This window comes from uncultured Pseudosulfitobacter sp., assembly GCF_963976325.1.
In the GTDB taxonomy this organism is placed as follows: domain Bacteria; phylum Pseudomonadota; class Alphaproteobacteria; order Rhodobacterales; family Rhodobacteraceae; genus Pseudosulfitobacter.
Window position 1 is genome coordinate 59,248 of sequence record NZ_CAXBJW010000002.1, and the last position, 24,688, is coordinate 83,935.

Sequence of the window (24,688 nt, forward strand, 5' to 3'; positions counted from 1 at the left end):
TGCGCCACAATTTGGTTAGGAATGGCTAAATTGACGCACTTTCCCCGAATACGGGAGGCTGCGAAAAGGGCTGTAACAGGGTGCATGGGCCAAAGATCGCGGTGATGGCGCTAACTGTGCCAAAGCGTCCTGTTCATGTCTGGAAACGTCATGTTAAGAGGCCCATAGGCCATGACGGCCACGACGCTGACGCGCCTAATTTAGTACGATCCGCCCGTGGCGGCGACAGGAGACGACATATGACATCTGGACGGGTGAACCCGAATTTCCGGCTCGAAGATCAAGGGATCAAGGATCTGGGCAATGTCTATTACAACCTGATCGAGCCTGCGCTGGTTGAAACCGCGCTTGCCCGTGGCGAAGGCACCTTGGGCAAAGGTGGCTCTTTCCTGGTGACCACCGGCAAATTTACCGGCCGCTCGCCCAAGGACAAACACGTCGTCAAAACCGCCAGCGTGGCAGACAACATCTGGTGGGAAAACAACGCCGAGATGTCCGAGGCAGGCTTTGATGCGCTGTACAATGACATGCTGGCCCATATGAAGGGCGGCGATTATTTCGTGCAGGATCTGGTGGGCGGTGCCGACCCGGCCTACGCCATCAACGTCCGTATGGTCACCGAGCTGGCATGGCACGGCCTGTTCATCCGCCACCTGCTGCGCCGTCCCGATCGCGAAGACCTGGAAGATTTCACCGCAGACTTCACAATCATCAACTGCCCGTCGTTCAAAGCGGACCCCGCAAAACACGACTGCAAGTCCGACACCGTGATCGCCCTGAACTTTGACCGCAAGATCATCCTGATCGGCGGCACCGAATATGCAGGCGAGAACAAGAAATCGGTGTTCACCCTGCTGAACTACATGCTGCCCGCAAAAGGCGTGATGCCGATGCACTGCTCGGCCAACCATGCCACGGGCAACCCTGTTGACACCGCCGTGTTCTTCGGCCTTAGCGGCACCGGCAAGACAACCCTGTCGGCCGACCCGTCGCGCACACTGATCGGCGATGACGAACATGGCTGGTCCGACCGCGGCACCTTCAACTTCGAAGGCGGCTGCTATGCCAAAACGATCAACCTCAGCGCCGAGGCCGAGCCGGAAATCTACGCCACGACCGAGAAATTCGGCACCGTGATCGAAAACATGATCTTTGACGAAGAAACCAAGGATCTGGATTTTGCCGATGACAGCCTGACCGCGAACATGCGCTGCGCCTATCCGCTGCACTATATCTCGAACGCATCGAAAACCGCACTGGGCGGCCACCCCAAGAACATCATCATGCTGACATGCGATGCTTTTGGTGTTCTGCCCCCCATCGCGCGCCTGACACCGGCGCAGGCGATGTACCACTTCCTGTCGGGCTTCACGTCCAAGGTGGCCGGAACAGAGCGCGGCGTGACCGAACCCGAGCCCACATTCTCGACCTGCTTCGGTGCGCCGTTCATGCCCCGCCGTCCCGAAGTGTACGGCAACCTGCTGCGCGAAAAGATCGCACAGCACGGCGCGACCTGCTGGCTGGTCAACACCGGCTGGACCGGCGGCGCCTATGGCACCGGCAGCCGGATGCCGATCCGCGCAACCCGCGCACTGCTGACCGCCGCGCTTGACGGCAGCCTGGGCAACGCCAAGTTCCGCAAAGACCCGAACTTTGGTTTCGAAGTGCCCGTTGCCGTGGACGGTGTGGCCGACATCCTGCTGGACCCCCGCCGCACCTGGGACAATCCCGAAAGCTATGACCGTCAAGCCGACAAACTGGTCGAAATGTTCGCCACGAACTTTGAACAGTACCTGCCGCACATCGACGAAGACGTGCGCGCCGCCGCCATCGGCTAAGCCGCGCGGCCCCGGGCCCCGAACGACAAAAGCCCCCGCAGCCGATCTGGCGCGGGGGCTTTTTCATGGGTGCAACGTCCTGAGTGCTGCGATCAGGCGGCCAGTTCGAGCGGCACCTGAATGATATGCTGGATGTCCTCGTGGCCCATATAGACCATGTTGCCCTCGACCGGCTTGTTCTGGCCGGTGATCTTCCAGCTTAGGCACAGTGGGTCCACATGCATGTACCCCTCGCGCTCGGCCAGACCACGGCGCGCGATCGCACGGGGCATGAACCCGAACACATAATCGGGTTGCCAATGCAACTGGCTGCTGAGAAAGGCAAAGCGCGCCAGAATGTCGACGATCCCGCGTCCGCGATAGTTGCCCTCTTCGGGGTTGATCCACATCTCGCCGTGATAGCACACCAGCCCCGACATCCGCCGCGCCCCGGGCCCCGACCTGTACCAGGAATCGTCCAGATCAATCGGCACGCCCGACGGCGGATAGGCGCGGAAATTGCGCTCCATGTAATCGGCCAGCGTCTGCCCCTGAAGGTCGATCAACCGCACCGCCTGCGTCTGCACGATCTTGCCTTGGGGATTGCGGCCAACCGACCAAAACCCCTGACCGCCCGACAGATCCGATTGGGCAGGATCAAACGGCAGGCTGACCGGCTGGTTGGGCCGGTATTGGGAAATCAAAGCTTTGTAATGATTAAAATCGTCTCCGACCGTCAGATACAGTTGGCGCTGCGCCAGCAACTCCACCGTCTCGGTCAGCAAACGCGACCCTTCAAATATGTCGTGTATGCTCATCAGGTTTCTCCCGGTATGGCGCACAGGTTGAAATAGCAACAGCAGGCAAACGGCCTTTTGACCTCTGCCTTGGCAACATTTACGCCACAGTCCATACACCAGAACAGCATCATTTGCATCGGCAAGACGCACCGCCGCAGACAACAGGCCAAAGCGCGCGTCGGCGCGCAACAATCAGCCCGGTCAGATGCTGACCTGCATTTCCAGACTTGGATCCATGGAATTCAGATACTCCGCAGGCAGTTCGTCAATCTCCAGCGCGTTGGTCCGCTCGATAATATTGACCAGCGCAAAACTGCCATCGGGAAACCGCGACCCCAGCAAAAGCCGCGAATAGCTAAGCGGGACAAGCGGTGTATCGGGCTTGCGCGCCACCGTGGTGTGGATGTGATCAAAGCGCAGCCCGTGGTTGGCCGCGATCTCGTGAAAGGTGCCTTCCATGATGTCGCCGATCAACGGCCCGCCCGGCAACGCCTCAAGCGTGCGCCCGATCGAACTGCTTTGCCATTCCCAGCCGAACCATGTGGCGAACGACGACTCGCGCCCCACGTCCACGCAAACCCACTGCTGGTCGTTGGGGCGAAACACCATGGCGTAGGGACGCACGGGCTGAAACGCTGGATGTTCGATATTGCCACCGGCGTCGGCCCAACACCGCACGCTGTTGCGCAGAAAGCTTGATCCGTGCACCCAAATCTCTGACAGGGGGCGCTGTTGCAGGTAAAACCGCCAGTCGCCTTCGACCTTGGCAATCCGCAGCATCCCGTATTCGAAACCAACCTCGGAACTCAGCCACGCAGTCCCGCGCGACAGCAACGTCAACGCCTCGGGCAGTGCGCTGGCACCGCGTTCGGTCAGCTCGTAGCGCCGGTCCCTGATTCGAAACAGCTCAAAACCCTTGGCCTGCTCAAGAAAAGTAATGTGCCGCCGGACCGTTTGACGGGTGCTGCCCAGCTCTTCAACAGCGCGCGAAAGGTTTAAATGACGCGCCAAAGTCGCAAACGATCGCAACATTTCAAACAGAAGCGGCTGGTGTTCTTGCTGAAAATTCGTAGGCCTGCGTGTGATTTGACGACCCCTTATCCATCACGGCTACCATTAAGGGTGCATAAATCATCCAGTGTTGCAATATAAATATACCACAAATGTATAAATCTAGGCACTTGATTATGGCCAACAATTCTTGGATCACTGCCAGAGTTACAACCGGAGGTACTTAAACAGATGTCTCATCCCGTAGATATTCATGTTGGTCGTAAGCTGAAGCAGGCACGCACGTTGCGCCGTATGTCGCAAACAGATGTCGCCCGGCACCTAAAACTTTCTTTTCAACAAATTCAAAAATACGAAATTGGCTCCAACCGCATCGCAGCAAGCCGCCTTTATGACCTGTCGCGCATCCTGGATGTTCCAACCTCTTATTTCTTTGAAGGCCTGCAAGACGTCAGCGATTCTACCGCACGCGATCCCGGACTGGACATCGTAAGCGCCGTCGCCTCGATCGACGACGAACAGATCAAATCGCGCATCGTCACCTTCATCGAAGACGTGTCCGGCCGCACGGTCGCCAGATCGGCCTAAGGGTCACCCCACCAATGCGCGGCGCATCAGGTTCAGCCCTGCCACAAGCAGCACGAACAGCGTCGCGCGTCGGAACACCACCTGGTCGATCCGGTCCATGATCTGACGACCGCAGAACATCCCGATCAGCGACGGCACGATCATCGCCGCACTCAGCGGCCAGGTCGCCGCATTCAGCACGCCCGATCCGATGTGCGCCCCCACCAGTGACACAGCCCCCAACCCGTAGATCACGCCCTGCGCGCGCATCTGGTCGTGTTTCTGTGTGCCAAGCGCCGTCAGATACATCACCGTCGGCGGCCCCCAAATCCCCGAGATCCCGCCAAGGAACCCGGCAACCACGCCGATAACCACCTCGAAGGTGGTGCTTTGGCCGCTCATGGTCAGGGTCCAGCCGACGATCTGCATCAGCGCAAAGCCGGTCACCGGCACGCCGATGATCAGCAGCATCACCTGCATCGGCAGCACATTGACCAGTTGCGCACTCAGGATCAGCACAACACCCCCGACGATCATGTAGACCTTGAACCGGGCAATCGATTCCCACGCGGCACGCGGCCCCTGGCGCAGCGCCTGTATGCCATTGGTCGCCAACGTCGGCAGCATCAGCATCGCCAGCGCCAGTTCGGGCGCCAGAAAGCTGGACAGCCCCGACACAAAGATCATCGGCATGGCAAAGCCCACAACCCCTTTTACAAACCCCGCCAACAGCGCGATTGCCACGGCAAGACCCAGTTGGGTCGGTGTCAGCAAAGTCAGAAAAATGTCCATAAACCCGCTATACCACCCTCATTCGCGGCTGCACGTGCAAAAACACCGCGTAACTTTCGATCAAATTGCCGCACTTGTACGCAAATAAGTTGCGCTGCACCTGCGAAGGAACTATCTCGAACCGCAAGCAAACAAGGGGATGTGAGCCATGGCACACGACGGACAAGACATGACTTCGACCACTTCGGTGATTCTGGACGATCTTTTGGCAAAAACCGCAGACGCCATTGCGCCGGTCGATGCGATTCTGGAGGCGGCCAAGGACAGACTGCGCGGCGTGCTCAGCGAAAACGGCCGCGTGTCGGCCACCCTTGTCGAACAGAACCAGACGGCGGCCCACGGGCTGGCATGGCTTGCCACCTACGTTCAGGCCCTGCACCAGATGCAGAAATGGGCCACAACACTGGATGAAAACGGCCAGTTCGGCGAAGTGGAAAAGCTGATCCTGCAAATCGGCGTGGGCGAATATCTGGGCCAGATCCAGGGCGGCATCCCGATGAACCAGGGCGAAATCCTGCGCCCGCACGACATGGGCCTGACCACAGACGACATCGCGGGCCTGTCTGCGCCCGCCACCATGACGCTGATCCGGACCGGCAATACCCAGTCCGCCCGCATCCGTCTGGTCGCGCTCATGCAGGAACGCAATGCCGAGATCACGGTGGGCGCCACCGGTCTGGACGAAGAGCTGGAAATGATCCGCGCACAATTCCGCCGCTACGCGCTGGAAAAAGTCGAACCTTTTGCACACGACTGGCACCTCAAGGACGAACTGATCCCGATCGAGGTGATCAACGAGCTGGCCGAAATGGGCGTCTTCGGTCTGACCATCCCCGAAGAACACGGCGGCCTTGGCCTGTCCAAGGCGTCGATGTGCGTGGTCTCGGAAGAACTCTCGCGCGGCTATATCGGTGTCGGCTCGCTGGGCACGCGCTCGGAAATCGCCGCAGAACTGATCATTGCGGGCGGCACCGACGCGCAAAAGGCCAAGTGGCTGCCTGCCTTGGCCTCGGGCGAGACGCTGCCAACAGCCGTGTTCACCGAACCCAACACCGGATCGGACCTTGGGGCCTTGCGCACCCGCGCCGTCAAGGACGGGGACGACTACAAGATCACCGGCAACAAGACATGGATCACCCACGCGGCACGCACGCATGTGATGACCTTGCTGGCGCGCACCGATCCGAACACGACCGACTACAAGGGCCTGTCGATGTTCCTGGCCGAAAAGACCCCCGGCGACGATGCCAACCCTTTCCCCACCGACGGGATGACCGGCGGCGAGATCGAGGTGCTGGGCTATCGCGGCATGAAAGAATACGAACTGGCTTTCGACGGCTTCCACGTCAAAGGTGAAAACCTGCTGGGCGGTGAAGAGGGCAAGGGTTTCAAACAACTCATGGAAACCTTCGAAAGCGCCCGCATCCAGACCGCAGCCCGCGCCATCGGCGTGGCGCAATCGGCGCTGGATATCTCGATGCAATATGCCCAGGACCGCAAGCAGTTCGGCAAATCGCTGATCGAATTCCCACGCGTTGCCAACAAGCTGGCGATGATGGCCGTCGAGATCATGATCGCCCGCCAACTGACCTATTTCAGCGCCTTCGAGAAAGATCAGGGCCGTCGCTGCGACGTCGAGGCCGGCATGGCCAAGCTGCTGGGCGCCCGCGTGGCATGGGCGGCGGCCGACAACGGCCTGCAAATCCACGGCGGCAACGGCTTTGCGCTGGAATACAAGATCAGCCGCGTCCTGTGCGACGCCCGAATCCTCAACATCTTCGAGGGCGCAGGCGAAATTCAGGCACAGGTCATCGCCCGCCGCTTGCTGGGTTGAACCCCGTCAAACAGCCCGTTTAACAGGCACGGCGCCCAAATCCGTCGCAAGCGTCCACGCATATGCTGCACGTGCAGCATATGCCGCTTGCGAGGTGACAGGCGACCCTCTACACCCGTTCCTATGAAACACGCCCGTCTCAATCGCGAGAAGTGGATCAACGCAGGCCTTACCGCCTTGCGCAGCGATGGTCCGCCTGCGCTGCGGGCCGAACCGCTGGCACGCCGCCTGGGCACGACCAAGGGGTCGTTCTACTGGCATTTCGCTGATGTCCCCGCCTTTCACGACGCACTGCTGGACCACTGGAAAAGCCGGGCCTTCGCCGATGTGGTCGCCCTGCTCGAAGGACAAGGCAACGCCGCCACCCGCCTGCAAGACTTTGGCGCCCACGTGCTGGACGACACGACAGCCCCCGCGATCCGGTCCTGGGCGCAGGAACACAAAGGCGCTGCCGATGCGCTGGCACAGGTCGATGCAGAACGGCTGACCTACATGGCAACCCTGCTGCTGCAACTGGGCCTGAAAAACCCGGACTTTGCCCGCGCCGCCTATGGCGCGTTGATCGGAATGCCGATGCTGCCCAAATCCAAACGGCACGATTCCGCCAACGCCTATACCGCTTTGATCGACCTTGTGCTGGCATTGCGCTAGTCAGCGCCATGCGTATTGCCCTGATCTTCGCCCTGACCTTCGCCATGTCCTGCAAAGCAGATGAAACCGCCCGCGCCTATGGTGCCGGTGGCAAAACGTGGACCCTGACCGAAATCGACGGCCAGCACTTTGATGCCATGGCCACGCTCAGCTTTCCCGAAGCGGACAAGATCGAAGGGCGCGGTCCCTGCAACGGCTTCTCGGGCACGATGTCGGTGCCCTACCCGTGGTTCAAAACCGGCCCCCTGCGCAGCACCCGCCGCGCCTGTCCGGCGCTGGGTGACGAAACCCGCTATTTCACGGCCCTGCAAGACATGACCTTGATCGAAGTGCTGGGCGACGTGATGATCCTGAAGAACGAAAAAGGCCGCGAGATGATGTTCAGAGCTGCCGACTGAACGTCTCGACAAACCGCGCACGGGCCACAGGCAAGGCGCGGTTGCCCTGATCGGCGGCCAGATGCGTCTCCAGGAAATATCCGGTGGTCCGCAAGCCCTGGACAATCTCTGCATCCGGTGCATCGCCACGCCCGCGTAAAACTTCGGGCAAGGGCAGCATCCGGTCCACCCATTCGCCTGCCCCCTCTGCCGACACCGCCCGCCCCGACCGGGGCGAGACATAGACCAGCCCCTCGGTCGCGCCGGTGACCGCGCAGGCCGACAGGTCCAGCCCGTAGCCCATCTCTTCCAGCAAGGCCAATTCCCAGCGTAAGTAGGCGAGCGGCCACAAATCGGCCTGCCCCATCAGGTCCAGCAGCGCCTCGGTCCGCCGGTACAGCGGCGCGTGCACCTCGCGCTCGGGCAGGCAAAAACACAACAGCGCCGTCACCGCGTTCAAACCCGCCAGCGACAGCCGGTCGCCCATCGCCTGCGCCGCGCGGCTGCGCACAGGCTCTACGCTAAAGCTGCCGATGTGATCCTCAAGCCGCGCCCGCCACGCGACATCCAGTTGCGCGCCCGGTTGCAGGATCGGCGCAATCTTGCGGCTGGTGCCACCCCGCACCACGCCCGCATGACGCCCGCGATCTTCGGTGAACACGTCGATAATGACAGAGGTTTCGCCGTGTTTGCGCGCCGACAGCAATATGCCCGTGCCCCGCCAGTCCACGCTCAGCCCAGCCCGTCGTGATCCAGCAGATGCCGCCCAGAACGATCCTCGACCTCGACCACCCACAGGTCGGGGTCAAATCCGCGCTGCCGCGTCACCACAGCGTCCACATCGGCCTCGGGTCCGCGGGACAACTCGGCCCAGACCCGCGCATCGCTTTGCAGATCGAAACTGCGGTGAAACACCACCGCCTGCCCGTCCAGCGTGTTCAGCTTGACCAGAACCGCGCCGCCCGTGTCATCGCCATGCGACACGACAAACCCCGGAATATCGAACAACCGCAGCCGCGTCAGATAGGCATCAACCCAGAACCGTGCCGTCAGACGGCTCATGGCTTCATCTTGCCCGATAAACTCCCCCCGGAGGGTCGGCTGGCCAGAATATCAGGCGTTGCCATCTTTGAAATCCAGCCCCATCTGCGAATACCGCTCGGCCTCTTCCTGCCACTTCTCGCGCACCTTGACTTGCAGGAACAGGTGCACACGACGACCCAGAAACTCTTCCAGCTCAGCGCGGCTGGCCTTGCTGACCGATTTGATCGTCTCGCCCTTGTTGCCCAGAACGATGCCCTTGTGGCCATCGCGGCTGACATAGACCACCTGGTCGATCCGCGCGGTGCCATCTTTGCGCTCTTCCCAGTTCTCGGTTTCGACCGTCAACTGATAGGGCAGTTCCTGATGCAGCCGCAGCGTCAGCTTTTCGCGGGTCATCTCGGCGGCGATCATGCGCATCGGCAGGTCGGCAATCTGATCTTCAGGGTACAGCCACGGGCCGTCGGGTAACTGCCCGCCCAGCCATGTGCGCAGCGCATCCACGCCAAAGCCTTTCTCGGCCGAAATCATGAAGGTTTCGACAAAGGCATAGCGTTCGTTCAGATCCTTGGTCAGCCCCAGCAAAACCTGCGATTCCACGCGGTCGATCTTGTTGATCGCCAGCGCGACCTTGCGGCCTTCGCCGACGGTCGCCAGACCCTCCAGAATGCGCTCCACACCCTCGGACACACCACGGTGCGCCTCGACCATCAGAACCACCACATCGGCATCCGCAGCTCCGCCCCACGCAGCGGCCACCATCGCGCGGTCCAGCCGGCGGCGCGGCTGAAACAGGCCGGGGGTGTCCACGAACACGATCTGCGCATCGCCCTCGATGGCAACACCGCGAATGCGCGCGCGCGTGGTCTGGACCTTGTGGGTGACGATCGACACCTTGGCCCCGACCATGCGGTTCAACAGGGTGGATTTGCCGGCGTTCGGCTCTCCGATCAGGGCGACGAAACCGGCGCGGGTGCTCATTGGGTCTTCTCCATTTGCGCCAGCAATGCGGCGGCAGCGGCCTGTTCGGCCTGACGTTTCGATTTGGCAGTGGCCTGCGCGCTGGCCCCATTGGTCAGCTTCGCGGCAATTGTGAACACCGGCGCGTGGTCCGGCCCCTCGCGGTGCACCTCGACATAGCGCGGCGGTTGCAGCCCTTGGGCCTGTGCCCATTCCTGCATCGCAGTCTTGGCATCGCGGGCGTCTGCGTCAACATCCTTGATGCGCTTGCCCCACAGCCGGATGACCATCGCCTGCGCCACGTCAAAGCCCGCGTCCAGATAAACGGCGGCGATCACCGCCTCCATCGCATCGCCCAGCAGCGCCTCTTTGCGGCGGCCACCCGACAGCATTTCAGACCGCCCCAGCCGCAGAACGGCACCCACGTCGATCTCGCGGGCCACATCGGCACAGGTTTCCTTGCGCACCAGCGCATTGAAACGCGGTGCCAGCTTGCCCTCGGCGGCGTCGGTGTCCGCCTCAAGCAGCGCCTGCGCCATCGCCAGCCCCAGCACACGGTCGCCCAGAAACTCAAGCCGCTGGTTGTCGCCCCGCGTCGGCGACGACATCGACGCGTGCGTCACCGCCTCGGTCAGCAGCGCGGGATCGGCGAACTCGTGTCCGATGCGTTGTTCAAAGTCTTTGAGTTCGCTCGAAATTTTCATCTAAACGCCTAGTAAATACCTTTGAAGAACCGGTCGCCGCGCCAGGTCCAGAAGAACAGCATCGACCGCCCCGCGGACGAGAACATGATCCGGTCCGCGCGCCCGATCAGGTTTTCATAAGGAACAAAGCCGACACCGCCGGCCAGTTGCGAAAACCGGCTGTCCAGCGAATTGTCGCGGTTGTCGCCCATAAAGAAATACTGCCCCTCGGGCACCTGGAACACATTGGTGTTGTCCGAACTTTGATTGCCCGTGTTCAGCACAGTATAGCTGACGCCGTTGGGCATCGTCTCGGTATATTCCGACTTGGTGCAATCGCCGCCTTCGCCCACCGGTCCGTTTTCACAGCGCGGCACCAGCCCTTGCGGCCCCTGGCGCGCCATGGTTTCGGTAAAGGTGCCGCTGGGTTCCTGTGGCAACGGCTCTCCGTTCAGGATCACGATCCCGTCCTTGACCTGCACCGTGTCCCCCGGCAAACCGATCAGCCGCTTGATATAATCACGCCCCGACACCGGATGACGGAACACCACCACGTCGCCATGTTTCGGCGTGCCGCCGAACAAACGCGTGTTGTCGCCGTCAAAGACACCGCAGATGTCTTCGGCATCCACATCAATGCCAAGGCGCTGGATTACGATGCTGGGGCAGGACGCATAGGAATAGCCGTAGACCATCTTGTTCACGAACAGGAAATCACCGATCAGCAGCGTCTCTTTCATCGACCCGGACGGAATCCAGAACGGCTGAAAGAACAGGGTGCGGAACACACCTGCGATCAGCAGCGCATAGACAATGGTCTTGATCGTTTCGACGAATCCGTTGCCGGACTTTTCCTTGGCAGCCATGGGGGCGCTCCTGCTTGGGTCACGCTGCTACATGCGGGTGCAGCGTCAAGGTGTCAAGGCAGGCCACATGCGGCCAATCGCTCAACCTGCTATGGGCCGCGCTTCGATCAGCACAAAGGCCTGCGCCCACGGGTGGTCGTCGGTCAGCGTCACGTGAATGATCGCTTCGTGCCCTGCGGGGGTCATCGCCGCGAGCCGCTCGGCGGCCCAGCCGGTCACATGCATCACCGGCTGTCCGGTGCGCAAGTTGCTGACCGCCATATCACGCCACGAAATCCCCATGCGCAGGCCGGTGCCCAGCGCCTTGGAACAGGCCTCTTTCGCGGCCCAGCGTTTGGCATAGGTGCCGGCCACGTCCTTACGCCGCTCGGATTTGGCCTGTTCAACTTCCGTGAACACGCGGTTGCGAAACCGGTCGCCAAAGCGGTCCAGCGTGCCTTGGATACGCTCGATATTCGCCAGATCGGTGCCAATGCCCAGGATCATGGCAGCCGCTTCACCTCGCTGCGGGCCCCCAAGGCAAAGAATACGCGTGCCACCAGCACGTAGACAATGGCCATCACCGCCACCATCACCGCGATAAACCCGACGCCCAGACTGGACAAATCGCCCAGAAACGCAGGGGCCACCACCAGCACAACCGCCGCCAGCAGCATCGAAAACATGACCCCGAGCAGCGCAAACAGCCCCGCCATCTTCCACGCTTCACGATTATCAGGCCGCCGCCCCGTCGCGCGCACAAACCGCGCGCCTTCGTTCAGCGTCGTCAGCATGATCGGGATCAACGAAATCCCGCCTGAACTCAGGTCGAACCCCAGATACTGGCGGATCAGATAAATCAGCACCGGCAGGCCGATGCTCAGCCCCAGGTAAAACGTGGCAAACCGCGGGATGTTGAAACGATACTCAGCCACGGGCGTCATCCATCAGGCGGCGCATTTCGGCGATGGCGGGCTGCAAGCCGCGAAAGATCGCCTCGCCAATCAGGAAATGCCCGATGTTCAGCTCCATCACCTCGGGAAAGGCCGCAACCGGCTGCACCGTTTCATAGGTCAGCCCGTGGCCCACATGCACCTCGAGCCCCAAACTGTGTGCGAAGCTCGACATCTCGCGCAGCGCCTCCAGCTCGCGGTCGCGGTCGTCAAAGCGGCCTTCGTGGTGGGCATCGCAATAGGCGCCCGAATGCAGCTCGATCACCTGCGCCCCAATGCGGTGCGCCGCTTCGATCTGGCGCTGGTCCGCACCGATAAAGATAGACACACGGCAGCCGGCATCGCGCAAGGGCGCGATAAAATGCGCCAGCTTGTTTTCCTCGCGCGCCACTTCCAGCCCGCCTTCGGTCGTGCGTTCCTCGCGTTTCTCCGGCACGATGCACACCGCGTGGGGACGGTGGCGCAGGGCGATCTGCTGCATCTCGTCGGTGGCCGCCATCTCGAAGTTCAGCGGCACCGTCAGCACCTCCATCAACCCCTCGATGTCGGCGTCCGAAATATGTCTGCGGTCCTCGCGCAAATGCGCCGTGATGCCGTCACAGCCCGCCTCTTGTGCGATCCGCGCGGCGCGCAGTGGGTCCGGCGTGTCGCCACCACGCGCATTGCGCACCGTGGCCACGTGATCAATGTTCACCCCCAGACGAAGGGGACCAAGCGGTTTCATAAGCTACTCCAGACCGTATTTTGCGCCGCAGCCTAATGCCCGACGCGCCCAAGCGCGAGGCCTTCTTTGTACCGATACATCGCAACTTCATCTTGCCGGGTAAACTCCGGGGGCGCGCCGCAAGGCGCGGGGGCAGAGCCCCCTAATCCTGTTCGGTGCGCGCCTCGGACTTGCTGGCCGCCTTGGCCGCAGCCTTTTCCGCAGCCTTGGCCTTCAGCGCCTCGAACTTGGCCTTGATCGCCCCCTTGCGCCGCTTCTGATAGGCGCGCAACAGCGGTACGGAAATATAATAGGCGATGGTGCCGCAGATGATCCCGGGAATGATGCCCCCCACCAGATAGGGGAAAAACACATCATGGAAAAACCGGTCCAACCCGGTCCAGTCTGTCGGGTGTCCCTGAAACACGGCGATCAGGTTGTCCCACAAATCGGTCCCCGCATCATAGAACTTGCCACCAAACGACCGGTGCTCGTCGGGCGCCATGCGGGTGCCCAACAGCCAGTGCCCGGTTTTCAGCGATGCAATGCCGATGGGCACATAGGTCAGCGGATTGCCAAAAAACGTGGCCATCAACGCCGCCAGCAGATTGCCCCGCATCGCCTTGCCGACAAGTGCCGCAACCACGAAATGCAACCCGTAGAACGGCGTGAACGTGGTGAACACACCGGCCCAGATGCCCCGCGCGATGCGCTCGGGCGTGTCGGGCAGCCGCCGCACCCGATGTTTGACATAGTGAAACGCACGGGTCCAACCACCGCGCGGCCACAGGGCCTCGGCCAATGCGCGCAGGAACGGTTTGGGATCTCGACGTTTGAAGATCACCGGGTCAGGGTCCTTCCCGTTCGGGTTCAGTTGGTACGTGCCGGGTCGGCCGCACCCTTCGTGACATCGCGGAAGCGTTCGATAGACGCAACCTCGCTTTCGGCTTCCAGTGTCAGCATCAGCGAATGCAAATGCTCCACGTCGCGCAGTTCAACATTTATCAGCAGCCGGTAAAAGTCCGGTTTCCGGTCCAGAAACTCCAGATTGGAAATATTTGCGCTGCTGTCCCCGATCAAGGTGCAGATCCGGCCCAAAACGCCCGCATCGTTGCCAATCGTCATATCCAGCGTGGCCCCATAGACCGCCGGATGGCTGCCGTCGTGCCAGTGCAGGTCCAGCCAGCGGTCGGGCTGGTCATCGAAATCCACCAGCCGCTCGCAGTCGATCGAATGCACGACCACCCCTTGCCCGCGATAGGTAATGCCCACGATCCGCTCGCCCGGCAAAGGCTGGCAGCAGGTCGCGCGATCAAAACTTTGCCCCGGCAACAGACCGATCACCGCGCGGCGCTTGTCCACCTTCTTGCCCGCTTTCGGGGCCAGATCGGGATAGATCGACTGCACCACTTCGCGCCCCGTCAGCTCTGCACTGCCCAGACGCGCCAGCACCTCGTCGCCCGACGACAGCCGCAGGTGTTTGGCCACGGTGTCCAGCGCCTTGTCCGTCGCCTTGCGGCCCACGTTGGAAAACGCCGAGCGTGCCAGTTCGTGACCCAGCTTGATAAACCGCTCGCGGTCCGCTTCGCGCAGCGACCGGCGCACCGCCGACTTGGCCTTGCCGGTGGTGGCAATCTCAAGCCATGTGGCCTGCGGTGTCTGACCTTCGGCGGTGATGATCTCGACCGACTGGCCGTTTTTCACCCGCGTCCACAGCGGCACCCGCATACCGTCCACCTTGGCGCCGACGCAGGCGTTGCCGATCCGCGTGTGGATGGCATAGGCGAAATCAATCGGTGTCGCCCCGCGCGGCAGCTTGACCACGTCGCCCTTGGGCGTAAAGCAGAACACCTGATCCGAATACATCTCAAGCTTGACCGCTTCGAGAAAATCGTCGTGATCGTCTTCGTCGTTGAACTGTTCGGTCAGGCCTGCAATCCATTTGACCGGATCAACCGCAAACGGGTTCTGCGACCGCACGCCGTCCCGATAGGACCAATGCGCCGCCACGCCGCTTTCGGCCACGTCATGCATCTGGCGGGTGCGGATCTGCACCTCGACCCGCTTGCCGTCACGGCCCGACACGGTGGTGTGGATCGACCGATAGCCGTTGGTCTTGGGCTGGCTGATATAATCCTTGAACCGGCCCGGAACCGCCCGCCACCGTTGGTGAATGGCACCCAGCGCGCGGTAACAATCCTCTTCGCTGTCGGTGATCAGCCGGAACCCGTAAATGTCCGACAGCCGCGAAAAGCTCAGATCCTTTTCCTGCATTTTGCGCCAGATCGAAAACGGCTTTTTCGCGCGACCAAAGACATCTGCCTCGATGCCCGCCTTTTCCAGCTCGTGCCGCATGTCGTTGGTGATCCGTTGGATCACGTCGCCGGTTTCACGTTGCAGGGTGACAAAGCGGCGGATGATCGACGCACGCGCTTCCGGGTTCAGCACGCGAAAGGCCAGATCCTCCAGCTCTTCGCGCATCCACTGCATACCCATGCGCCCCGCCAGCGGCGCGAAAATATCCATCGTCTCGCGGGCTTTCTGCACCTGTTTGTCGACACGCATGGATTTGATCGTGCGCATGTTGTGCAGACGGTCGGCCAGCTTGACCAGAATCACCCGCATGTCCTTGGACATGGCCATGAACAGCTTGCGGAAATTCTCGGCCTGTTTGGTTTCCAGCGAACTCAGCTGCAAATTGGTCAGCTTGGTCACGCCGTCAACCAGCGTGGCCACATCATCGCCAAACAGCTCTGATACCGTTTTATAGGATGCTTTGGTGTCCTCGATCGTATCGTGCAGCAGCGCGGTGATGATCGTGGCATCATCCAGTTGCTGCTCTGTCAGGATCGCGGCGACGGCCACGGGATGCGTGAAATACGGCTCTCCCGAGTGGCGGAACTGCCCTTCGTGCATCTTCGCGCCGTAGTCATAGGCGGCACGAATATGCTTTTCATTTGTCTTGGGGTTATAGTTGCGGACCAGCGCGATCAGGTCATCGGCAGAGATCATTTGGTCCGCACCTTAAGGCGTTAGCCTTGTCCCTGAGCCGCCATCAACTGACGCAGCAGCATTTCTTCGGTCATGCTGTCTTCGTCTGGCTTGTCAGCGGTTTCCTGACCCATCAGCAACGCCATTGCGTCTTCTTCCGGCTCGTCAACTTCGATCTGGTTCTGGTTGCTTTCGATCATCCGCTCGCGCAGGTCGTCGGCACCTTGGGTTTCTTCTGCGATCTCGCGCAGGGAAACAACGGGGTTCTTGTCGTTGTCGCGGTCGACAGTGACAGCAGAGCCTGCCGAAATTTCGCGCGCCCGGTGTGCGGCAAGCATCACCAGTTCGAAACGGTTTGGAACCTTATCTACGCAATCTTCGACTGTTACGCGGGCCATTTGGGTGCTCCTGCATCGGACAATAACATCAGAAGCCGTGTATTTAGGCGCTTCCGCCCCTGATGACAAGGCGAAAACAGGTGTCACAGCGACGCAGCGCCGCCGCTCACACGGGTTTGACCTCGGCCCGCAACGCAGGGTCCAGCGCATCGCGCATCTGCACCACGCTTTGCCCGGTGACAGGATGCACCCAATCGGGTGCGACATCTGCCAGCGGCACCAGCACAAAGGCGCGCTCGTGCATTCGCGGATGCGGCAGGATCAACTGATCGGGGGCCTCTTTCATCTGCCGGTCCAGCGGCAGATCGCGCCAACGGGTGTAAGTTTCAAGATCGGGCCGCAAAAGGTCCCCCACCGCGATCAGGTCCAGGTCAACCGTGCGCTGCCCCCACCGCTGCACCCGCTCGCGCCCCAGGTCCGCCTCGATCCGGTGCAACGCAGCGATGATGTCCTGCGGCGACGCGCTCCACTTTAAGGCGAGTGCGGCGTTGACATAGTCCGGCCCTGCCCCGGCGGGAAAGCATGGTGTCGCATAAAACGGGCTGGCGGCGCGAATCACTCCGCCCGCTTCAACGATTCGTGAGTAGGCCATTTTCAGCGTGTCTTCGGGCGTTCCGGCGGAAGATCGCTGATTTGACCCCACGGCAATCAGTATATCTGACCGGAATTGCATCAACTCAATGTCCCTTTTGACCCTTTGGGTGCCTTGCAGCATACTTAAAAATACATATTTTCGCCCGATACGCCCTGTCTTAATTCACCAAGACACTCACGGAAACAGGCAGGCGGGGCGTTTTTCGAAAGGACGTTTTATGTTTTATAAAGACGAACGGCTCGCGCTGTTCATCGACGGGTCTAATTTGTATGCCGCCGCGAAAGCATTAGGTTTCGACATCGACTACAAACTTCTGCGCCAAGAGTTCATGCGCCGCGGCAAATTGCTCCGTGCCTTTTACTACACCGCGCTTCTAGAGAATGACGAATACTCTCCCATTCGCCCCCTGGTTGATTGGCTGAACTACAACGGCTTCACCATGGTGACCAAGCCGGCCAAGGAATACACCGACTCCATGGGCCGGCGTAAGGTCAAAGGCAACATGGACATCGAACTGGCGGTCGACGCGATGGAGCTTGCTCCGCGTGTGGATCACATCGTTCTGTTCTCGGGCGACGGGGACTTCCGCCCGCTGATCGAAAGCCTGCAACGCCAGGGCGTTCGCGTCTCTGTTGTTTCAACGATCCGCAGCCAGCCGCCGATGATCTCTGACGACCTGCGCCGCCAGGCCGACAACTTCATCGAACTGGACGAGCTTAAGGACGTGATCGGTCGCCCCCCGCGCGAGGATGACATGGCACAGCAACGCCCCAGCGCGGTCGCAAACGAACGCTGACCTCGACGGGCTGCGCACGCGATTCCTGTCTTGCAGCCACACAAAAAAGCAAACCGGGCCTTTTTCGCAAAGGCCCGGTTTTTTCTTGGGCGCGGCCCATGGCCCGCATCAACCGCATTTGATCCGCCGAAACGCCGCATGTGCTGGCACACAGGGTTTACGCCGCCCCTCGGACGACCTACCTGTCACATATCACCACGCCGGAGCCTGCCATGCCGCCCAAGCCGCCCCTGACCTTGTATCTAGCCGCACCGCGCGGGTTCTGCGCAGGCGTGGACCGTGCCATCAAGATTGTCGAGATGGCGTTGGAAAAGTGGGGCGCGCCGGTCTATGTGCGCCACGAAATCGTGCACAACCGCTTTGTCGTCGACGGGTTGCGCGACAAAGGCGCCGTGTTCGTCGAGGAACTGGACGAATGCCCCGACGACCGCCCGGTGATCTTTTCCGCCCACGGCGTCCCCAAGGCGATCCCAGCCGCCGCCGAAGGCCGCCAGATGGTCTATGTCGACGCCACCTGCCCGCTGGTCAGCAAGGTCCACATCGAGGCGCAGCGCCATTCCGAGGCAGGCTTGCAGATGATCATGATCGGCCACGCCGGACACCCGGAAACCATCGGCACCATGGGGCAACTGCCCGAGGGCGAGGTGTTGCTGGTCGAAACCCCCGACGACGTGGCGCATGTCGATGTCCGCGACCCCACGCAATTGGCCTATGTCACCCAGACGACGCTTAGCGTGGATGACACCGCCGACATCGTGGCCGCCCTCAAGGCACGGTTCCCGGGCATCGTGGGCCCCCACAAGGAAGACATCTGCTACGCCACCACCAACCGCCAGGAGGCGGTCAAGGCCATCGCCCCAAAATGCGACGCCATGCTGGTGGTCGGCGCGCCGAATTCGTCCAACTCGCGCCGTCTGGTCGAAGTGGGCGCGCGTGCCGGTTGCGACTATGCCCAACTGGTGCAACGTGCCACCGACATCGACTGGCGCAGCCTCGAAGGCATCGCGTCGATCGGCGTGACCGCAGGCGCATCTGCCCCCGAAGTGTTGATCAACGAGGTGATCGACGCCCTGAAAGCCCGCTTTGACGTCACCACGGAACTGGTCGAAACCGCCGTGGAACACGTCGAATTCAAAGTACCGCGCGTGCTGCGCACCACCGCATGAAGGAGGTCCCCATGACAAAGACCACCGGCCTGAACCATCTTGGCCTGACCGTGCGCGATCTGGACACCACCACCGGCTTTTTCGTCAAATGTCTGGGATGGTTGCAGACAGCCCAGGACCTGTCCTACCCGCGCAACACCGTGACCGATGGCAGCCTGCGCCTGACCCTGTGGCAGGCCGACGCGAACGCCAGCGACTTTGACCGCCACGCCCAGATCGGCCTGCACCATCTGGCCTTGTCCGTGCCCGATCAGGCGCACCTGATGGACACCGCCGAACTGGTCGCCGGCTGGCCCGGCGTGACCGTTGAATTCATGCCCGAACTGATGGGCGACGGCCCGCGCCAGCACATGATGTTTGCCGAACCGGGTGGCCTGCGCATGGAACTGGTCTGGGACGGCCACTGACCCTTTTCGCCACCTGACAGGACGACGCCCGCCATGAACACGATCCCCCGCGCACCGCTGGCCCTGGGCCTTTTGGGCCTGATCCCCTTTGTCTGGGGCGCCGCCACGGTGCTCAGCCCCGATCTGGCCGACTGGTGCGTTCGCACGCTGGGGTCGCGCTTTGTCGGGCCTTACGTGCAACTGTTCTATGGCGCCGTGATCCTGTCGTTCATGTCCGGCGTCCTGTGGGGCTTTGCCACCAAAGCCAGCGGCGCGCAGGCCGCCACCGGCTATGCGCTGTCGGTGATTCCCGCGCTCTGGGCTTTTGTCATGACGGGCAACGGCCCCGAAGCGGCTGGGCTGAACCTGATGGTGGGCTTTGCCGGCCTGTTGCTGCTTGATTTCGCCTTTTGGCGCTGGGGGCTGGCGCCTGTGTGGTGGATGCACCTGCGCGTGCTGCTGACCGGCATCGTGCTGATCTGTCTGGCCATCGGTGTCTTCGCATGAGCGACAAGGCCACATTGGATGTCTACGCCGCCAAAGCGGCCGACTATGCCACCATGACCGACCACGAGGACCCGCAACTGACCGATTTCATGGCCGCCCTCGGACAGGGCCGCGTGCTGGATCTGGGCTGTGGCCCGGGCCGCGCCGCCGCGCGAATGGCCGAGGCAGGGTTTCAGGTCACCGCCATGGACCCCGTGCCGGAAATGGTGGCAATGGCGGCCCGGCACGCGGGCGTTACGGCGCAACTGGGCACTTTCGACGACATCAGCGGCACCTACGACGGCATCTGGGCCAACTTCAGCCTGCTGCACGCCCCGCGCGCCGACATGCCGCGCCATCTGGCGGCGATCAAATCCGCCCTGCACGCGGGTGGCCTGTTCCACATCGGCATGAAACTGGGCACAGGCGCCGCCCGCGACAGCATCGGCAGGCTGTACACCTATTATTCCGAACCCGAACTGGCCGGCCTTCTGACCGACACAGGCTTTACCATCGACGCCCGCGCCTATGGGCGCGACAAGGGGCTGGACGGCACCTATGCAGACTGGCTATGTCTGCGCGCTCATGGCTGATTTATTTGCATATACCGATGGCGCGTGCAGCGGCAATCCCGGCCCGGGCGGCTGGGGTGCCTTGATGCTCGCAATGGAAAACGGCGCAGTCGTCAAACAGCGCGAGCTGAAGGGCGGCGAGGCGGCGACCACCAACAACCGCATGGAACTGCTGGCCGCGATCAACGCGCTTGAAGCACTGGAGCGGCCCAGCAAGATCACCGTGGTGACCGACAGCAACTATGTCAAAAACGGCATCACAGCGTGGATCTTCGGCTGGAAGAAAAACGGCTGGAAGAATGCGGCGAAAAAACCCGTGGCCAATGCCGAACTGTGGCAACGTCTGGATCAGGCACAGGCCCGCCACAACGTGACATGGAAATGGGTCAAAGGTCACGCAGGCCACCCCGAAAACGAACGCGCCGATGCGCTGGCGCGCGCAGGCATGGCCCCGTTCAAAACCAAGTCGAAATGAGGCTGGTCGCCTGCCCCGTGGCCCTGCACCCCGACGGAGCCCCCCGTCGTCTGGCCATCGCGACCAAGCCGCAGCTTGCGCTGGTCCACACCGACATCGCCCCCGACGCCCGCCCCGAAAACACCGCCGCACAGGCGCTTTATGCCATCGGCGGGCTGGAAACACGCGCCGCGCTGCTGCTGGGCACCTCTGACGACATCGTCGCGGGCGAACGCTGGCATTTCGCCCTGTGCCGCACGGTGCCACCGGTGCGCGCCCACTGGCAGAACGCTGGCCCCGACGGCACCCTGCAACGCTTTGGCTGGCTGGCGCTGGACGACGCCCTGCCCGACGGCCTGACCACGCCCCACGACCGCGCCCTCGACTGGATCAGGGCCGCGCTATGAGCTGGCTGGCCCTTCTCGACTTCGGCTCGGTGATGATCTTTGCCCTGACCGGCGCGCTGGTCGCCAGCCGCGCCCAGATGGACCCCGTGGGGTTCCTGTTCATCGCCTGCCTGACCGCCATGGGCGGCGGCACCCTGCGCGACGTGCTGCTGGACCGCAATCCGGTGTTCTGGATCGCCCAGCCCACCTATATCGCCGTTGCCTGCGGGGCGGCCATCGTGGTGTTCTTCACCGCGCACCTGCTGGAAAGCCGCCTGCGCACTTTGCTGTGGCTGGACAGTCTCGCGCTGGCCATCGCGGTCCCTGCGGGGGCTGGCGTGGCGCTGGACCTTGGCACCCCCGCACCTATCGTCATCCTGATGGGCATGATCACCGGCTGTATGGGCGGCCTGATGCGCGACGTGGTGGTCGGCGACGTGCCCGTGGTGCTGAAACAGGGCGAACTTTACGTCTCGGCGGCCTTCGGCGGCGCGCTGGCGCTGTGGCTCACCTCGACCTACATCGCCCCTGACCTGCCCGCACTGGCCGCAGGCGCGGGCGTCACATGGGCCTTGCGTGCCGGATCACTGGCCTTTGGCTGGCAACTGCCCACCTACCGCTCGACGCCGCCAAAATCCTGACCCCCGCCCCTTCTCTGGTTCAAAAAATCCTCCCCGAAGGGCCGGTCGGCTACCTGCGCCAATGGGTCGGGACAATGATCAACGCCCCGATGCTGGACACAATCGCGTTCAGCCCCGCACTGTTGAAACCAAACCCGAACATCAGCCGCACAAAGTAGAACAGAAACGCCCCGCCGATGCAGATGATGATGCTTTGCAGAATACCGTTGTGGGTAAAGCCCGAGCGTTCGGAAAGGTAACCAACGATCCCCGCAATCACCACGGTGCCGATCAAAACGGGAAACATCGCGCGCTCCTAAAGCTGGCTGCCTGCGGGCAGGGCCGTGCCGCGCAGAAACTCTGACGCATCCTGCGCCCCGCGCCCGGCCTTTTGCAAGCGGGTCAACTGCACCGCCCCCGTGCCACAGGCCACCGTCAGCGCATCATCCAGCACCTTACCCGCAGCGCCCTGCCCTGTCGCCAGCCGGCTGCCCAGCACCTTGATACGCACCCCGTCATGGTCGAACCACGCCCCCGGAAACGGTGACAGCCCGCGAATCTGCCGGTCCACCGCAACCGCGTCCGCCGACCAGTCCAGCGCCGCCTCGGCCTTGTCGATCTTGTGGGCATAGGTCACGCCGTCTTCGGGCTGCACCTGCGGCGTCAGATCGTCCAGTTGGCCCAGCGCCCGCACAACCGCCGCAGCGCCCAGCGCGCTCAGCCGGTCGTGCAATTGCGCGGTGGTCTCGGTCGCACCAATCGGCGTCGCTTCGCGCAGCAGCACCGGCCCGGTGTCCAGCCCCGCCTCCATCTGCATGATGCACACGCCGGTTTCCGCATCCCCCGCCATGATCGCGCGGTGGATGGGCGCCGCCCCGCGCCAGCGCGGCAACAGGCTGGCGTGAATATTCAGACAGCCGCGCGCAGGCGCGTCCAGGATCGCTTGCGGCAGGATCAGACCATAGGCCACGACCACCGCCACATCCGCCTGCAACGCCGCAAACGCGGCCTGCGCCTCGGGTGATTTCAACGACACAGGATGGCGCACCGGCAATCCCAGCGCCTCGGCGCGGGCATGAACCGGCGTCGGGCGGTCCTTCTTGCCCCGCCCCGCAGGACGCGGCGGCTGGCAATAGACGGCGGCAATCTCTTGACCGGAGTCAACCAGCGCGTCCAGCACCGGCACCGAAAAATCGGGCGTGCCCATAAAGATGATGCGCATAGGGTGTCCTTTCCTGACAGGCACGGGGCTCAGCGGGATTTGCGTGCCTTGCGGATCAGCATATCGCGTTTCACGCGGCCCAGATTGTCGAAATACATCCGCCCCGCCAGATGGTCGATCTGGTGCTGCACCGACCGCGCCTCAAGCCCCTCGAAATCGCGCCGGTCAATCACGCCCTGGGCGTTCAGAAACCGCACCGTCACCGCCTTGGGGCGGACGATCTCGGCATGCACACCGGGCAGATTGGGCGAGGCTTCGGTCCCCGCCTCGACCTCGTCCGAGGCTGTCAGAACCGTCGGGTTTGCCAGCAAAATGCGGCGGCTGCGGTCGGGCGTGGCATCCACCACCGCCACTTGCAGCATCACCCCGATTTGCGGCGCGGCCAACCCGACACCGGGCATCGCGTCCATCGTTTCGACCATATCGGCCCACAGGGCGTGGATGTCATCGGTGATCTCGTCCACCGGCGCCGCCGCCGTGCGCAGACGTTTGTCGGGCCATGGCACGAACGGGCGCACGGTCATGTCGCGGCCTCGTCATAGTCGGCCAACAAGGCCGCGCGGGCATCCGCGTCAAGACGGTCAAAGGTCAGCACCCCGTCCAGATGGTCATATTCATGCTGCGCGCACACCGCGTCAAATCCGGTCAAATCGCGCACATGCCGCGCCCCGTCCAGACCGGTATAGGCCAGCCGTACAGCCGCAGGGCGTGTCACCGCCGCCGACACGCCGGGGATCGACAGGCATCCTTCGTTGTTCGTTACGGGGCTGTCGTCCAGCACATCAATCTGCGGGTCGATACACACCAGCGGATCGGGCGCGCCCTCTTTCCAGCCGGTGTCCATCACGAAAATCCGCAACATCTCGCCAATCTGCGGCCCAGCCAGCCCGCGTCCGGGGGCCGCGTACATGGTTTCCAGCATATCCGCCGCCAGTATCTGAACCTGCGCGGTCACCTCTCCCACCGCGGCGCAAGGCTGCGTCAGGCGCACATCGGGCCAGGTCAGGATCGGCCGTGTGCTCATGGCTTGTCGCGGGCCAGTTCGCGCTTCAGCTTGGTCATCTTGCGCGTGATCATCTGCCGCCGCAGCGGCTTGAGGTAGTCGATGAACAGCTTGCCGTCCAAATGGTCGATCTCGTGCTGCACACAAGTGGCCCACAGCCCGCCCATCTCTTCGGTGTGTTCCTTGCCGTCGCGGTCGATCCAACGCACCTGCACCTCGGCGGGGCGGGTCACATCGGCGAAATGTTCGGGGATCGACAGACAGCCCTCTTCGTAGACACTGGTTTCGTCCGACGATGCGATGATCTCCGGGTTGAACATGATCAACGGACGGGGCGCCTCGCCCTCGGCCTTGACACAGTCCAGCACGATCAGCCGCTCCAGCACACCCACCTGGGGCGCTGCCAGGCCAATGCCCGGCGCATCGTACATGGTGGCCAGCATATCATCGCCCAGGCTGCGCAGGTCGTCCGTCATGTCGCTGACGGGCGTGCACAGCTTCTTGAGCCGGGGGTCGGGGTGCAAAAGGATAGGGCGTTTCATGGCAGGTCATGTAGGACAACACGCGGTGCGGTGCAAC

The 24,688-nt window shown here is 62.3% G+C and carries 33 protein-coding genes; 13 read left to right on the forward strand and 20 right to left on the reverse strand.

What is annotated here, in order from left to right:
- The first annotated feature begins 239 nt into the window (after window positions 1–239).
- Complete coding sequence (locus AAC077_RS07340) at window positions 240–1,838, forward strand: phosphoenolpyruvate carboxykinase (protein ID WP_339768107.1); 1,599 nt, start codon at window positions 240–242, stop codon at window positions 1,836–1,838.
- Between the two features lie 92 nt (window positions 1,839–1,930).
- Here AAC077_RS07340 and AAC077_RS07345 read toward each other — a convergent pair whose 3' ends face one another.
- Complete coding sequence (locus tag AAC077_RS07345; RefSeq protein WP_339768109.1) at window positions 1,931–2,635, reverse strand: hypothetical protein; 705 nt, start codon at window positions 2,633–2,635, stop codon at window positions 1,931–1,933.
- A 183-nt stretch (window positions 2,636–2,818) separates the two neighbouring features.
- Window positions 2,819–3,649, reverse strand: coding sequence for a LysR family transcriptional regulator (locus tag AAC077_RS07350; protein ID WP_339768111.1), 831 nt, complete (start codon window positions 3,647–3,649; stop codon window positions 2,819–2,821).
- A gap of 210 nt (window positions 3,650–3,859) precedes the next feature.
- On the opposite strand from AAC077_RS07350, the gene AAC077_RS07355 reads away from it, so the two are divergent.
- The gene (locus AAC077_RS07355; RefSeq protein ID WP_339768113.1) at window positions 3,860–4,216 is read left to right on the forward strand and encodes a helix-turn-helix transcriptional regulator; all 357 of its coding nucleotides are present in this window, start codon (window positions 3,860–3,862) and stop codon (window positions 4,214–4,216) included.
- A 3-nt stretch (window positions 4,217–4,219) separates the two neighbouring features.
- Here AAC077_RS07355 and AAC077_RS07360 read toward each other — a convergent pair whose 3' ends face one another.
- Window positions 4,220–4,987, reverse strand: a complete 768-nt coding sequence (locus AAC077_RS07360) for a sulfite exporter TauE/SafE family protein (protein WP_339768115.1) — start codon at window positions 4,985–4,987, stop codon at window positions 4,220–4,222.
- Between the two features lie 148 nt (window positions 4,988–5,135).
- Here AAC077_RS07360 and AAC077_RS07365 point away from each other — a divergent pair, with 148 nt between their 5' ends.
- The 3 genes from AAC077_RS07365 (at window position 5,136) to AAC077_RS07375 (ending at window position 7,870) form a co-directional block, all read left to right on the forward strand.
- Window positions 5,136–6,821 (forward strand): acyl-CoA dehydrogenase family protein, encoded by a 1,686-nt coding sequence (locus AAC077_RS07365; RefSeq protein ID WP_339768116.1) that lies wholly within the window; start codon window positions 5,136–5,138, stop codon window positions 6,819–6,821.
- A gap of 123 nt (window positions 6,822–6,944) precedes the next feature.
- Window positions 6,945–7,472, forward strand: a complete 528-nt coding sequence (locus tag AAC077_RS07370) for a TetR/AcrR family transcriptional regulator (RefSeq protein WP_339768117.1) — start codon at window positions 6,945–6,947, stop codon at window positions 7,470–7,472.
- 8 nt (window positions 7,473–7,480) lie between these two features.
- Window positions 7,481–7,870, forward strand: coding sequence for an META domain-containing protein (locus AAC077_RS07375; protein WP_339768119.1), 390 nt, complete (start codon window positions 7,481–7,483; stop codon window positions 7,868–7,870).
- Here AAC077_RS07375 and recO read toward each other — a convergent pair.
- The 12 genes from recO to folK all read right to left on the reverse strand — a co-directional run bounded on the left by recO (window position 7,854) and on the right by folK (window position 17,138).
- A complete protein-coding gene (recO, locus tag AAC077_RS07380) occupies window positions 7,854–8,579 on the reverse strand; it encodes a DNA repair protein RecO (protein WP_339768121.1) in 726 nt (241 codons plus the stop codon). The genes AAC077_RS07375 and recO overlap by 17 nt on opposite strands.
- A gap of 2 nt (window positions 8,580–8,581) precedes the next feature.
- Window positions 8,582–8,911, reverse strand: coding sequence for a DUF1491 family protein (locus tag AAC077_RS07385; RefSeq protein WP_339768123.1), 330 nt, complete (start codon window positions 8,909–8,911; stop codon window positions 8,582–8,584).
- A 51-nt stretch (window positions 8,912–8,962) separates the two neighbouring features.
- On the reverse strand, window positions 8,963–9,871 hold the full coding sequence (gene era, locus AAC077_RS07390; protein WP_339768125.1) for a GTPase Era: 909 nt from the start codon (window positions 9,869–9,871) through the stop codon (window positions 8,963–8,965).
- Window positions 9,868–10,554, reverse strand: a complete 687-nt coding sequence (gene rnc / locus AAC077_RS07395) for a ribonuclease III (RefSeq protein ID WP_339768126.1) — start codon at window positions 10,552–10,554, stop codon at window positions 9,868–9,870. Before rnc ends, era begins: the two co-directional genes overlap by 4 nt.
- Before the next feature lie 8 nt (window positions 10,555–10,562).
- Entirely contained in the window at window positions 10,563–11,399 is an 837-nt protein-coding gene (lepB, locus tag AAC077_RS07400) for a signal peptidase I (RefSeq protein ID WP_339768128.1), read from the reverse strand.
- Between the two features lie 81 nt (window positions 11,400–11,480).
- A complete protein-coding gene (acpS, locus tag AAC077_RS07405; RefSeq protein WP_339768130.1) occupies window positions 11,481–11,885 on the reverse strand; it encodes a holo-ACP synthase in 405 nt (134 codons plus the stop codon).
- Window positions 11,882–12,313 (reverse strand): ABZJ_00895 family protein, encoded by a 432-nt coding sequence (locus AAC077_RS07410; RefSeq protein WP_339768131.1) that lies wholly within the window; start codon window positions 12,311–12,313, stop codon window positions 11,882–11,884. Before AAC077_RS07410 ends, acpS begins: the two co-directional genes overlap by 4 nt.
- Window positions 12,306–13,055, reverse strand: coding sequence for a pyridoxine 5'-phosphate synthase (locus AAC077_RS07415; protein WP_339768132.1), 750 nt, complete (start codon window positions 13,053–13,055; stop codon window positions 12,306–12,308). The genes AAC077_RS07410 and AAC077_RS07415 overlap by 8 nt, the downstream gene beginning before the upstream one ends.
- A 142-nt stretch (window positions 13,056–13,197) precedes the next feature.
- The gene (locus AAC077_RS07420) at window positions 13,198–13,878 is read right to left on the reverse strand and encodes a DUF2062 domain-containing protein (RefSeq protein ID WP_339768134.1); all 681 of its coding nucleotides are present in this window, start codon (window positions 13,876–13,878) and stop codon (window positions 13,198–13,200) included.
- Window positions 13,879–13,904: 26 nt separating this feature from the next.
- The gene (locus AAC077_RS07425; RefSeq protein ID WP_339768136.1) at window positions 13,905–16,046 is read right to left on the reverse strand and encodes a bifunctional (p)ppGpp synthetase/guanosine-3',5'-bis(diphosphate) 3'-pyrophosphohydrolase; all 2,142 of its coding nucleotides are present in this window, start codon (window positions 16,044–16,046) and stop codon (window positions 13,905–13,907) included.
- A 20-nt stretch (window positions 16,047–16,066) separates the two neighbouring features.
- Window positions 16,067–16,423: a DNA-directed RNA polymerase subunit omega gene (gene rpoZ / locus AAC077_RS07430; RefSeq protein ID WP_339768138.1), complete on the reverse strand. Its 357-nt coding sequence runs from the start codon at window positions 16,421–16,423 to the stop codon at window positions 16,067–16,069.
- A 106-nt stretch (window positions 16,424–16,529) separates the two neighbouring features.
- Window positions 16,530–17,138, reverse strand: a complete 609-nt coding sequence (folK, locus tag AAC077_RS07435) for a 2-amino-4-hydroxy-6-hydroxymethyldihydropteridine diphosphokinase (RefSeq protein ID WP_339768140.1) — start codon at window positions 17,136–17,138, stop codon at window positions 16,530–16,532.
- 97 nt (window positions 17,139–17,235) lie between these two features.
- On the opposite strand from folK, the gene AAC077_RS07440 reads away from it, so the two are divergent.
- The 8 genes from AAC077_RS07440 to AAC077_RS07475 all read left to right on the forward strand — a co-directional run bounded on the left by AAC077_RS07440 (window position 17,236) and on the right by AAC077_RS07475 (window position 21,905).
- A complete protein-coding gene (locus tag AAC077_RS07440) occupies window positions 17,236–17,814 on the forward strand; it encodes an NYN domain-containing protein (RefSeq protein ID WP_339768142.1) in 579 nt (192 codons plus the stop codon).
- A gap of 212 nt (window positions 17,815–18,026) precedes the next feature.
- A complete protein-coding gene (gene ispH, locus AAC077_RS07445; protein WP_339769466.1) occupies window positions 18,027–18,980 on the forward strand; it encodes a 4-hydroxy-3-methylbut-2-enyl diphosphate reductase in 954 nt (317 codons plus the stop codon).
- An 11-nt stretch (window positions 18,981–18,991) separates the two neighbouring features.
- Window positions 18,992–19,387 (forward strand): VOC family protein, encoded by a 396-nt coding sequence (locus AAC077_RS07450; RefSeq protein WP_339768144.1) that lies wholly within the window; start codon window positions 18,992–18,994, stop codon window positions 19,385–19,387.
- A 33-nt stretch (window positions 19,388–19,420) separates the two neighbouring features.
- Window positions 19,421–19,873 carry a DUF3429 domain-containing protein gene (locus tag AAC077_RS07455; protein ID WP_339768145.1) on the forward strand — a complete coding sequence of 151 codons (453 nt, stop codon included), beginning with the start codon at window positions 19,421–19,423 and terminating at the stop codon, window positions 19,871–19,873.
- On the forward strand, window positions 19,870–20,445 hold the full coding sequence (locus AAC077_RS07460) for a class I SAM-dependent methyltransferase (protein WP_339768147.1): 576 nt from the start codon (window positions 19,870–19,872) through the stop codon (window positions 20,443–20,445). Before AAC077_RS07455 ends, AAC077_RS07460 begins: the two co-directional genes overlap by 4 nt.
- Window positions 20,438–20,899: a ribonuclease HI gene (rnhA, locus tag AAC077_RS07465; protein ID WP_339768149.1), complete on the forward strand. Its 462-nt coding sequence runs from the start codon at window positions 20,438–20,440 to the stop codon at window positions 20,897–20,899. The genes AAC077_RS07460 and rnhA overlap by 8 nt, the downstream gene beginning before the upstream one ends.
- Window positions 20,896–21,285 carry a hypothetical protein gene (locus tag AAC077_RS07470; RefSeq protein WP_339768151.1) on the forward strand — a complete coding sequence of 130 codons (390 nt, stop codon included), beginning with the start codon at window positions 20,896–20,898 and terminating at the stop codon, window positions 21,283–21,285. Before rnhA ends, AAC077_RS07470 begins: the two co-directional genes overlap by 4 nt.
- Window positions 21,282–21,905, forward strand: coding sequence for a trimeric intracellular cation channel family protein (locus tag AAC077_RS07475; RefSeq protein WP_339768153.1), 624 nt, complete (start codon window positions 21,282–21,284; stop codon window positions 21,903–21,905). The genes AAC077_RS07470 and AAC077_RS07475 overlap by 4 nt, the downstream gene beginning before the upstream one ends.
- Window positions 21,906–21,954: 49 nt before the next feature.
- Here the strand turns inward: AAC077_RS07475 and AAC077_RS07480 are convergent, their stop codons facing one another.
- The 5 genes from AAC077_RS07480 to def (AAC077_RS07500) are packed head-to-tail and all read right to left on the reverse strand — an operon-like array spanning window position 21,955 to window position 24,651.
- Window positions 21,955–22,191, reverse strand: a complete 237-nt coding sequence (locus AAC077_RS07480) for a hypothetical protein (RefSeq protein ID WP_339768155.1) — start codon at window positions 22,189–22,191, stop codon at window positions 21,955–21,957.
- A 9-nt stretch (window positions 22,192–22,200) separates the two neighbouring features.
- The gene (gene fmt, locus AAC077_RS07485; protein ID WP_339768157.1) at window positions 22,201–23,106 is read right to left on the reverse strand and encodes a methionyl-tRNA formyltransferase; all 906 of its coding nucleotides are present in this window, start codon (window positions 23,104–23,106) and stop codon (window positions 22,201–22,203) included.
- Between the two features lie 29 nt (window positions 23,107–23,135).
- On the reverse strand, window positions 23,136–23,630 hold the full coding sequence (gene def, locus AAC077_RS07490; RefSeq protein ID WP_339768159.1) for a peptide deformylase: 495 nt from the start codon (window positions 23,628–23,630) through the stop codon (window positions 23,136–23,138).
- Window positions 23,627–24,130 (reverse strand): peptide deformylase, encoded by a 504-nt coding sequence (def, locus tag AAC077_RS07495; protein ID WP_339768160.1) that lies wholly within the window; start codon window positions 24,128–24,130, stop codon window positions 23,627–23,629. Before def (AAC077_RS07495) ends, def (AAC077_RS07490) begins: the two co-directional genes overlap by 4 nt.
- Window positions 24,127–24,651, reverse strand: a complete 525-nt coding sequence (gene def, locus AAC077_RS07500) for a peptide deformylase (protein ID WP_339768162.1) — start codon at window positions 24,649–24,651, stop codon at window positions 24,127–24,129. Before def (AAC077_RS07500) ends, def (AAC077_RS07495) begins: the two co-directional genes overlap by 4 nt.
- Between the last annotated feature and the right edge of the window lie 37 nt (window positions 24,652–24,688).

Coding starts and splice junctions, on each gene's coding strand:
- AAC077_RS07340 (WP_339768107.1), top strand. CDS start 240: ATGACATCTGGACGGGTGAACCCGAATTTCCGGCTCGAAGATCAAGGG.
- AAC077_RS07345 (WP_339768109.1), bottom strand. CDS start 2,635: ATGAGCATACACGACATATTTGAAGGGTCGCGTTTGCTGACCGAGACG.
- AAC077_RS07350 (WP_339768111.1), bottom strand. CDS start 3,649: ATGTTGCGATCGTTTGCGACTTTGGCGCGTCATTTAAACCTTTCGCGC.
- AAC077_RS07355 (WP_339768113.1), top strand. CDS start 3,860: ATGTCTCATCCCGTAGATATTCATGTTGGTCGTAAGCTGAAGCAGGCA.
- AAC077_RS07360 (WP_339768115.1), bottom strand. CDS start 4,987: ATGGACATTTTTCTGACTTTGCTGACACCGACCCAACTGGGTCTTGCC.
- AAC077_RS07365 (WP_339768116.1), top strand. CDS start 5,136: ATGGCACACGACGGACAAGACATGACTTCGACCACTTCGGTGATTCTG.
- AAC077_RS07370 (WP_339768117.1), top strand. CDS start 6,945: ATGAAACACGCCCGTCTCAATCGCGAGAAGTGGATCAACGCAGGCCTT.
- AAC077_RS07375 (WP_339768119.1), top strand. CDS start 7,481: ATGCGTATTGCCCTGATCTTCGCCCTGACCTTCGCCATGTCCTGCAAA.
- AAC077_RS07385 (WP_339768123.1), bottom strand. CDS start 8,911: ATGAGCCGTCTGACGGCACGGTTCTGGGTTGATGCCTATCTGACGCGG.
- era (WP_339768125.1), bottom strand. CDS start 9,871: ATGAGCACCCGCGCCGGTTTCGTCGCCCTGATCGGAGAGCCGAACGCC.
- rnc (WP_339768126.1), bottom strand. CDS start 10,554: ATGAAAATTTCGAGCGAACTCAAAGACTTTGAACAACGCATCGGACAC.
- lepB (WP_339768128.1), bottom strand. CDS start 11,399: ATGGCTGCCAAGGAAAAGTCCGGCAACGGATTCGTCGAAACGATCAAG.
- acpS (WP_339768130.1), bottom strand. CDS start 11,885: ATGATCCTGGGCATTGGCACCGATCTGGCGAATATCGAGCGTATCCAA.
- AAC077_RS07415 (WP_339768132.1), bottom strand. CDS start 13,055: ATGAAACCGCTTGGTCCCCTTCGTCTGGGGGTGAACATTGATCACGTG.
- AAC077_RS07425 (WP_339768136.1), bottom strand. CDS start 16,046: ATGATCTCTGCCGATGACCTGATCGCGCTGGTCCGCAACTATAACCCC.
- rpoZ (WP_339768138.1), bottom strand. CDS start 16,423: ATGGCCCGCGTAACAGTCGAAGATTGCGTAGATAAGGTTCCAAACCGT.
- folK (WP_339768140.1), bottom strand. CDS start 17,138: ATGCTGCAAGGCACCCAAAGGGTCAAAAGGGACATTGAGTTGATGCAA.
- AAC077_RS07440 (WP_339768142.1), top strand. CDS start 17,236: ATGTTTTATAAAGACGAACGGCTCGCGCTGTTCATCGACGGGTCTAAT.
- ispH (WP_339769466.1), top strand. CDS start 18,027: ATGCCGCCCAAGCCGCCCCTGACCTTGTATCTAGCCGCACCGCGCGGG.
- AAC077_RS07450 (WP_339768144.1), top strand. CDS start 18,992: ATGACAAAGACCACCGGCCTGAACCATCTTGGCCTGACCGTGCGCGAT.
- AAC077_RS07455 (WP_339768145.1), top strand. CDS start 19,421: ATGAACACGATCCCCCGCGCACCGCTGGCCCTGGGCCTTTTGGGCCTG.
- AAC077_RS07460 (WP_339768147.1), top strand. CDS start 19,870: ATGAGCGACAAGGCCACATTGGATGTCTACGCCGCCAAAGCGGCCGAC.
- rnhA (WP_339768149.1), top strand. CDS start 20,438: ATGGCTGATTTATTTGCATATACCGATGGCGCGTGCAGCGGCAATCCC.
- AAC077_RS07470 (WP_339768151.1), top strand. CDS start 20,896: ATGAGGCTGGTCGCCTGCCCCGTGGCCCTGCACCCCGACGGAGCCCCC.
- AAC077_RS07475 (WP_339768153.1), top strand. CDS start 21,282: ATGAGCTGGCTGGCCCTTCTCGACTTCGGCTCGGTGATGATCTTTGCC.
- AAC077_RS07480 (WP_339768155.1), bottom strand. CDS start 22,191: ATGTTTCCCGTTTTGATCGGCACCGTGGTGATTGCGGGGATCGTTGGT.
- fmt (WP_339768157.1), bottom strand. CDS start 23,106: ATGCGCATCATCTTTATGGGCACGCCCGATTTTTCGGTGCCGGTGCTG.
- def (WP_339768159.1), bottom strand. CDS start 23,630: ATGACCGTGCGCCCGTTCGTGCCATGGCCCGACAAACGTCTGCGCACG.
- def (WP_339768160.1), bottom strand. CDS start 24,130: ATGAGCACACGGCCGATCCTGACCTGGCCCGATGTGCGCCTGACGCAG.
- def (WP_339768162.1), bottom strand. CDS start 24,651: ATGAAACGCCCTATCCTTTTGCACCCCGACCCCCGGCTCAAGAAGCTG.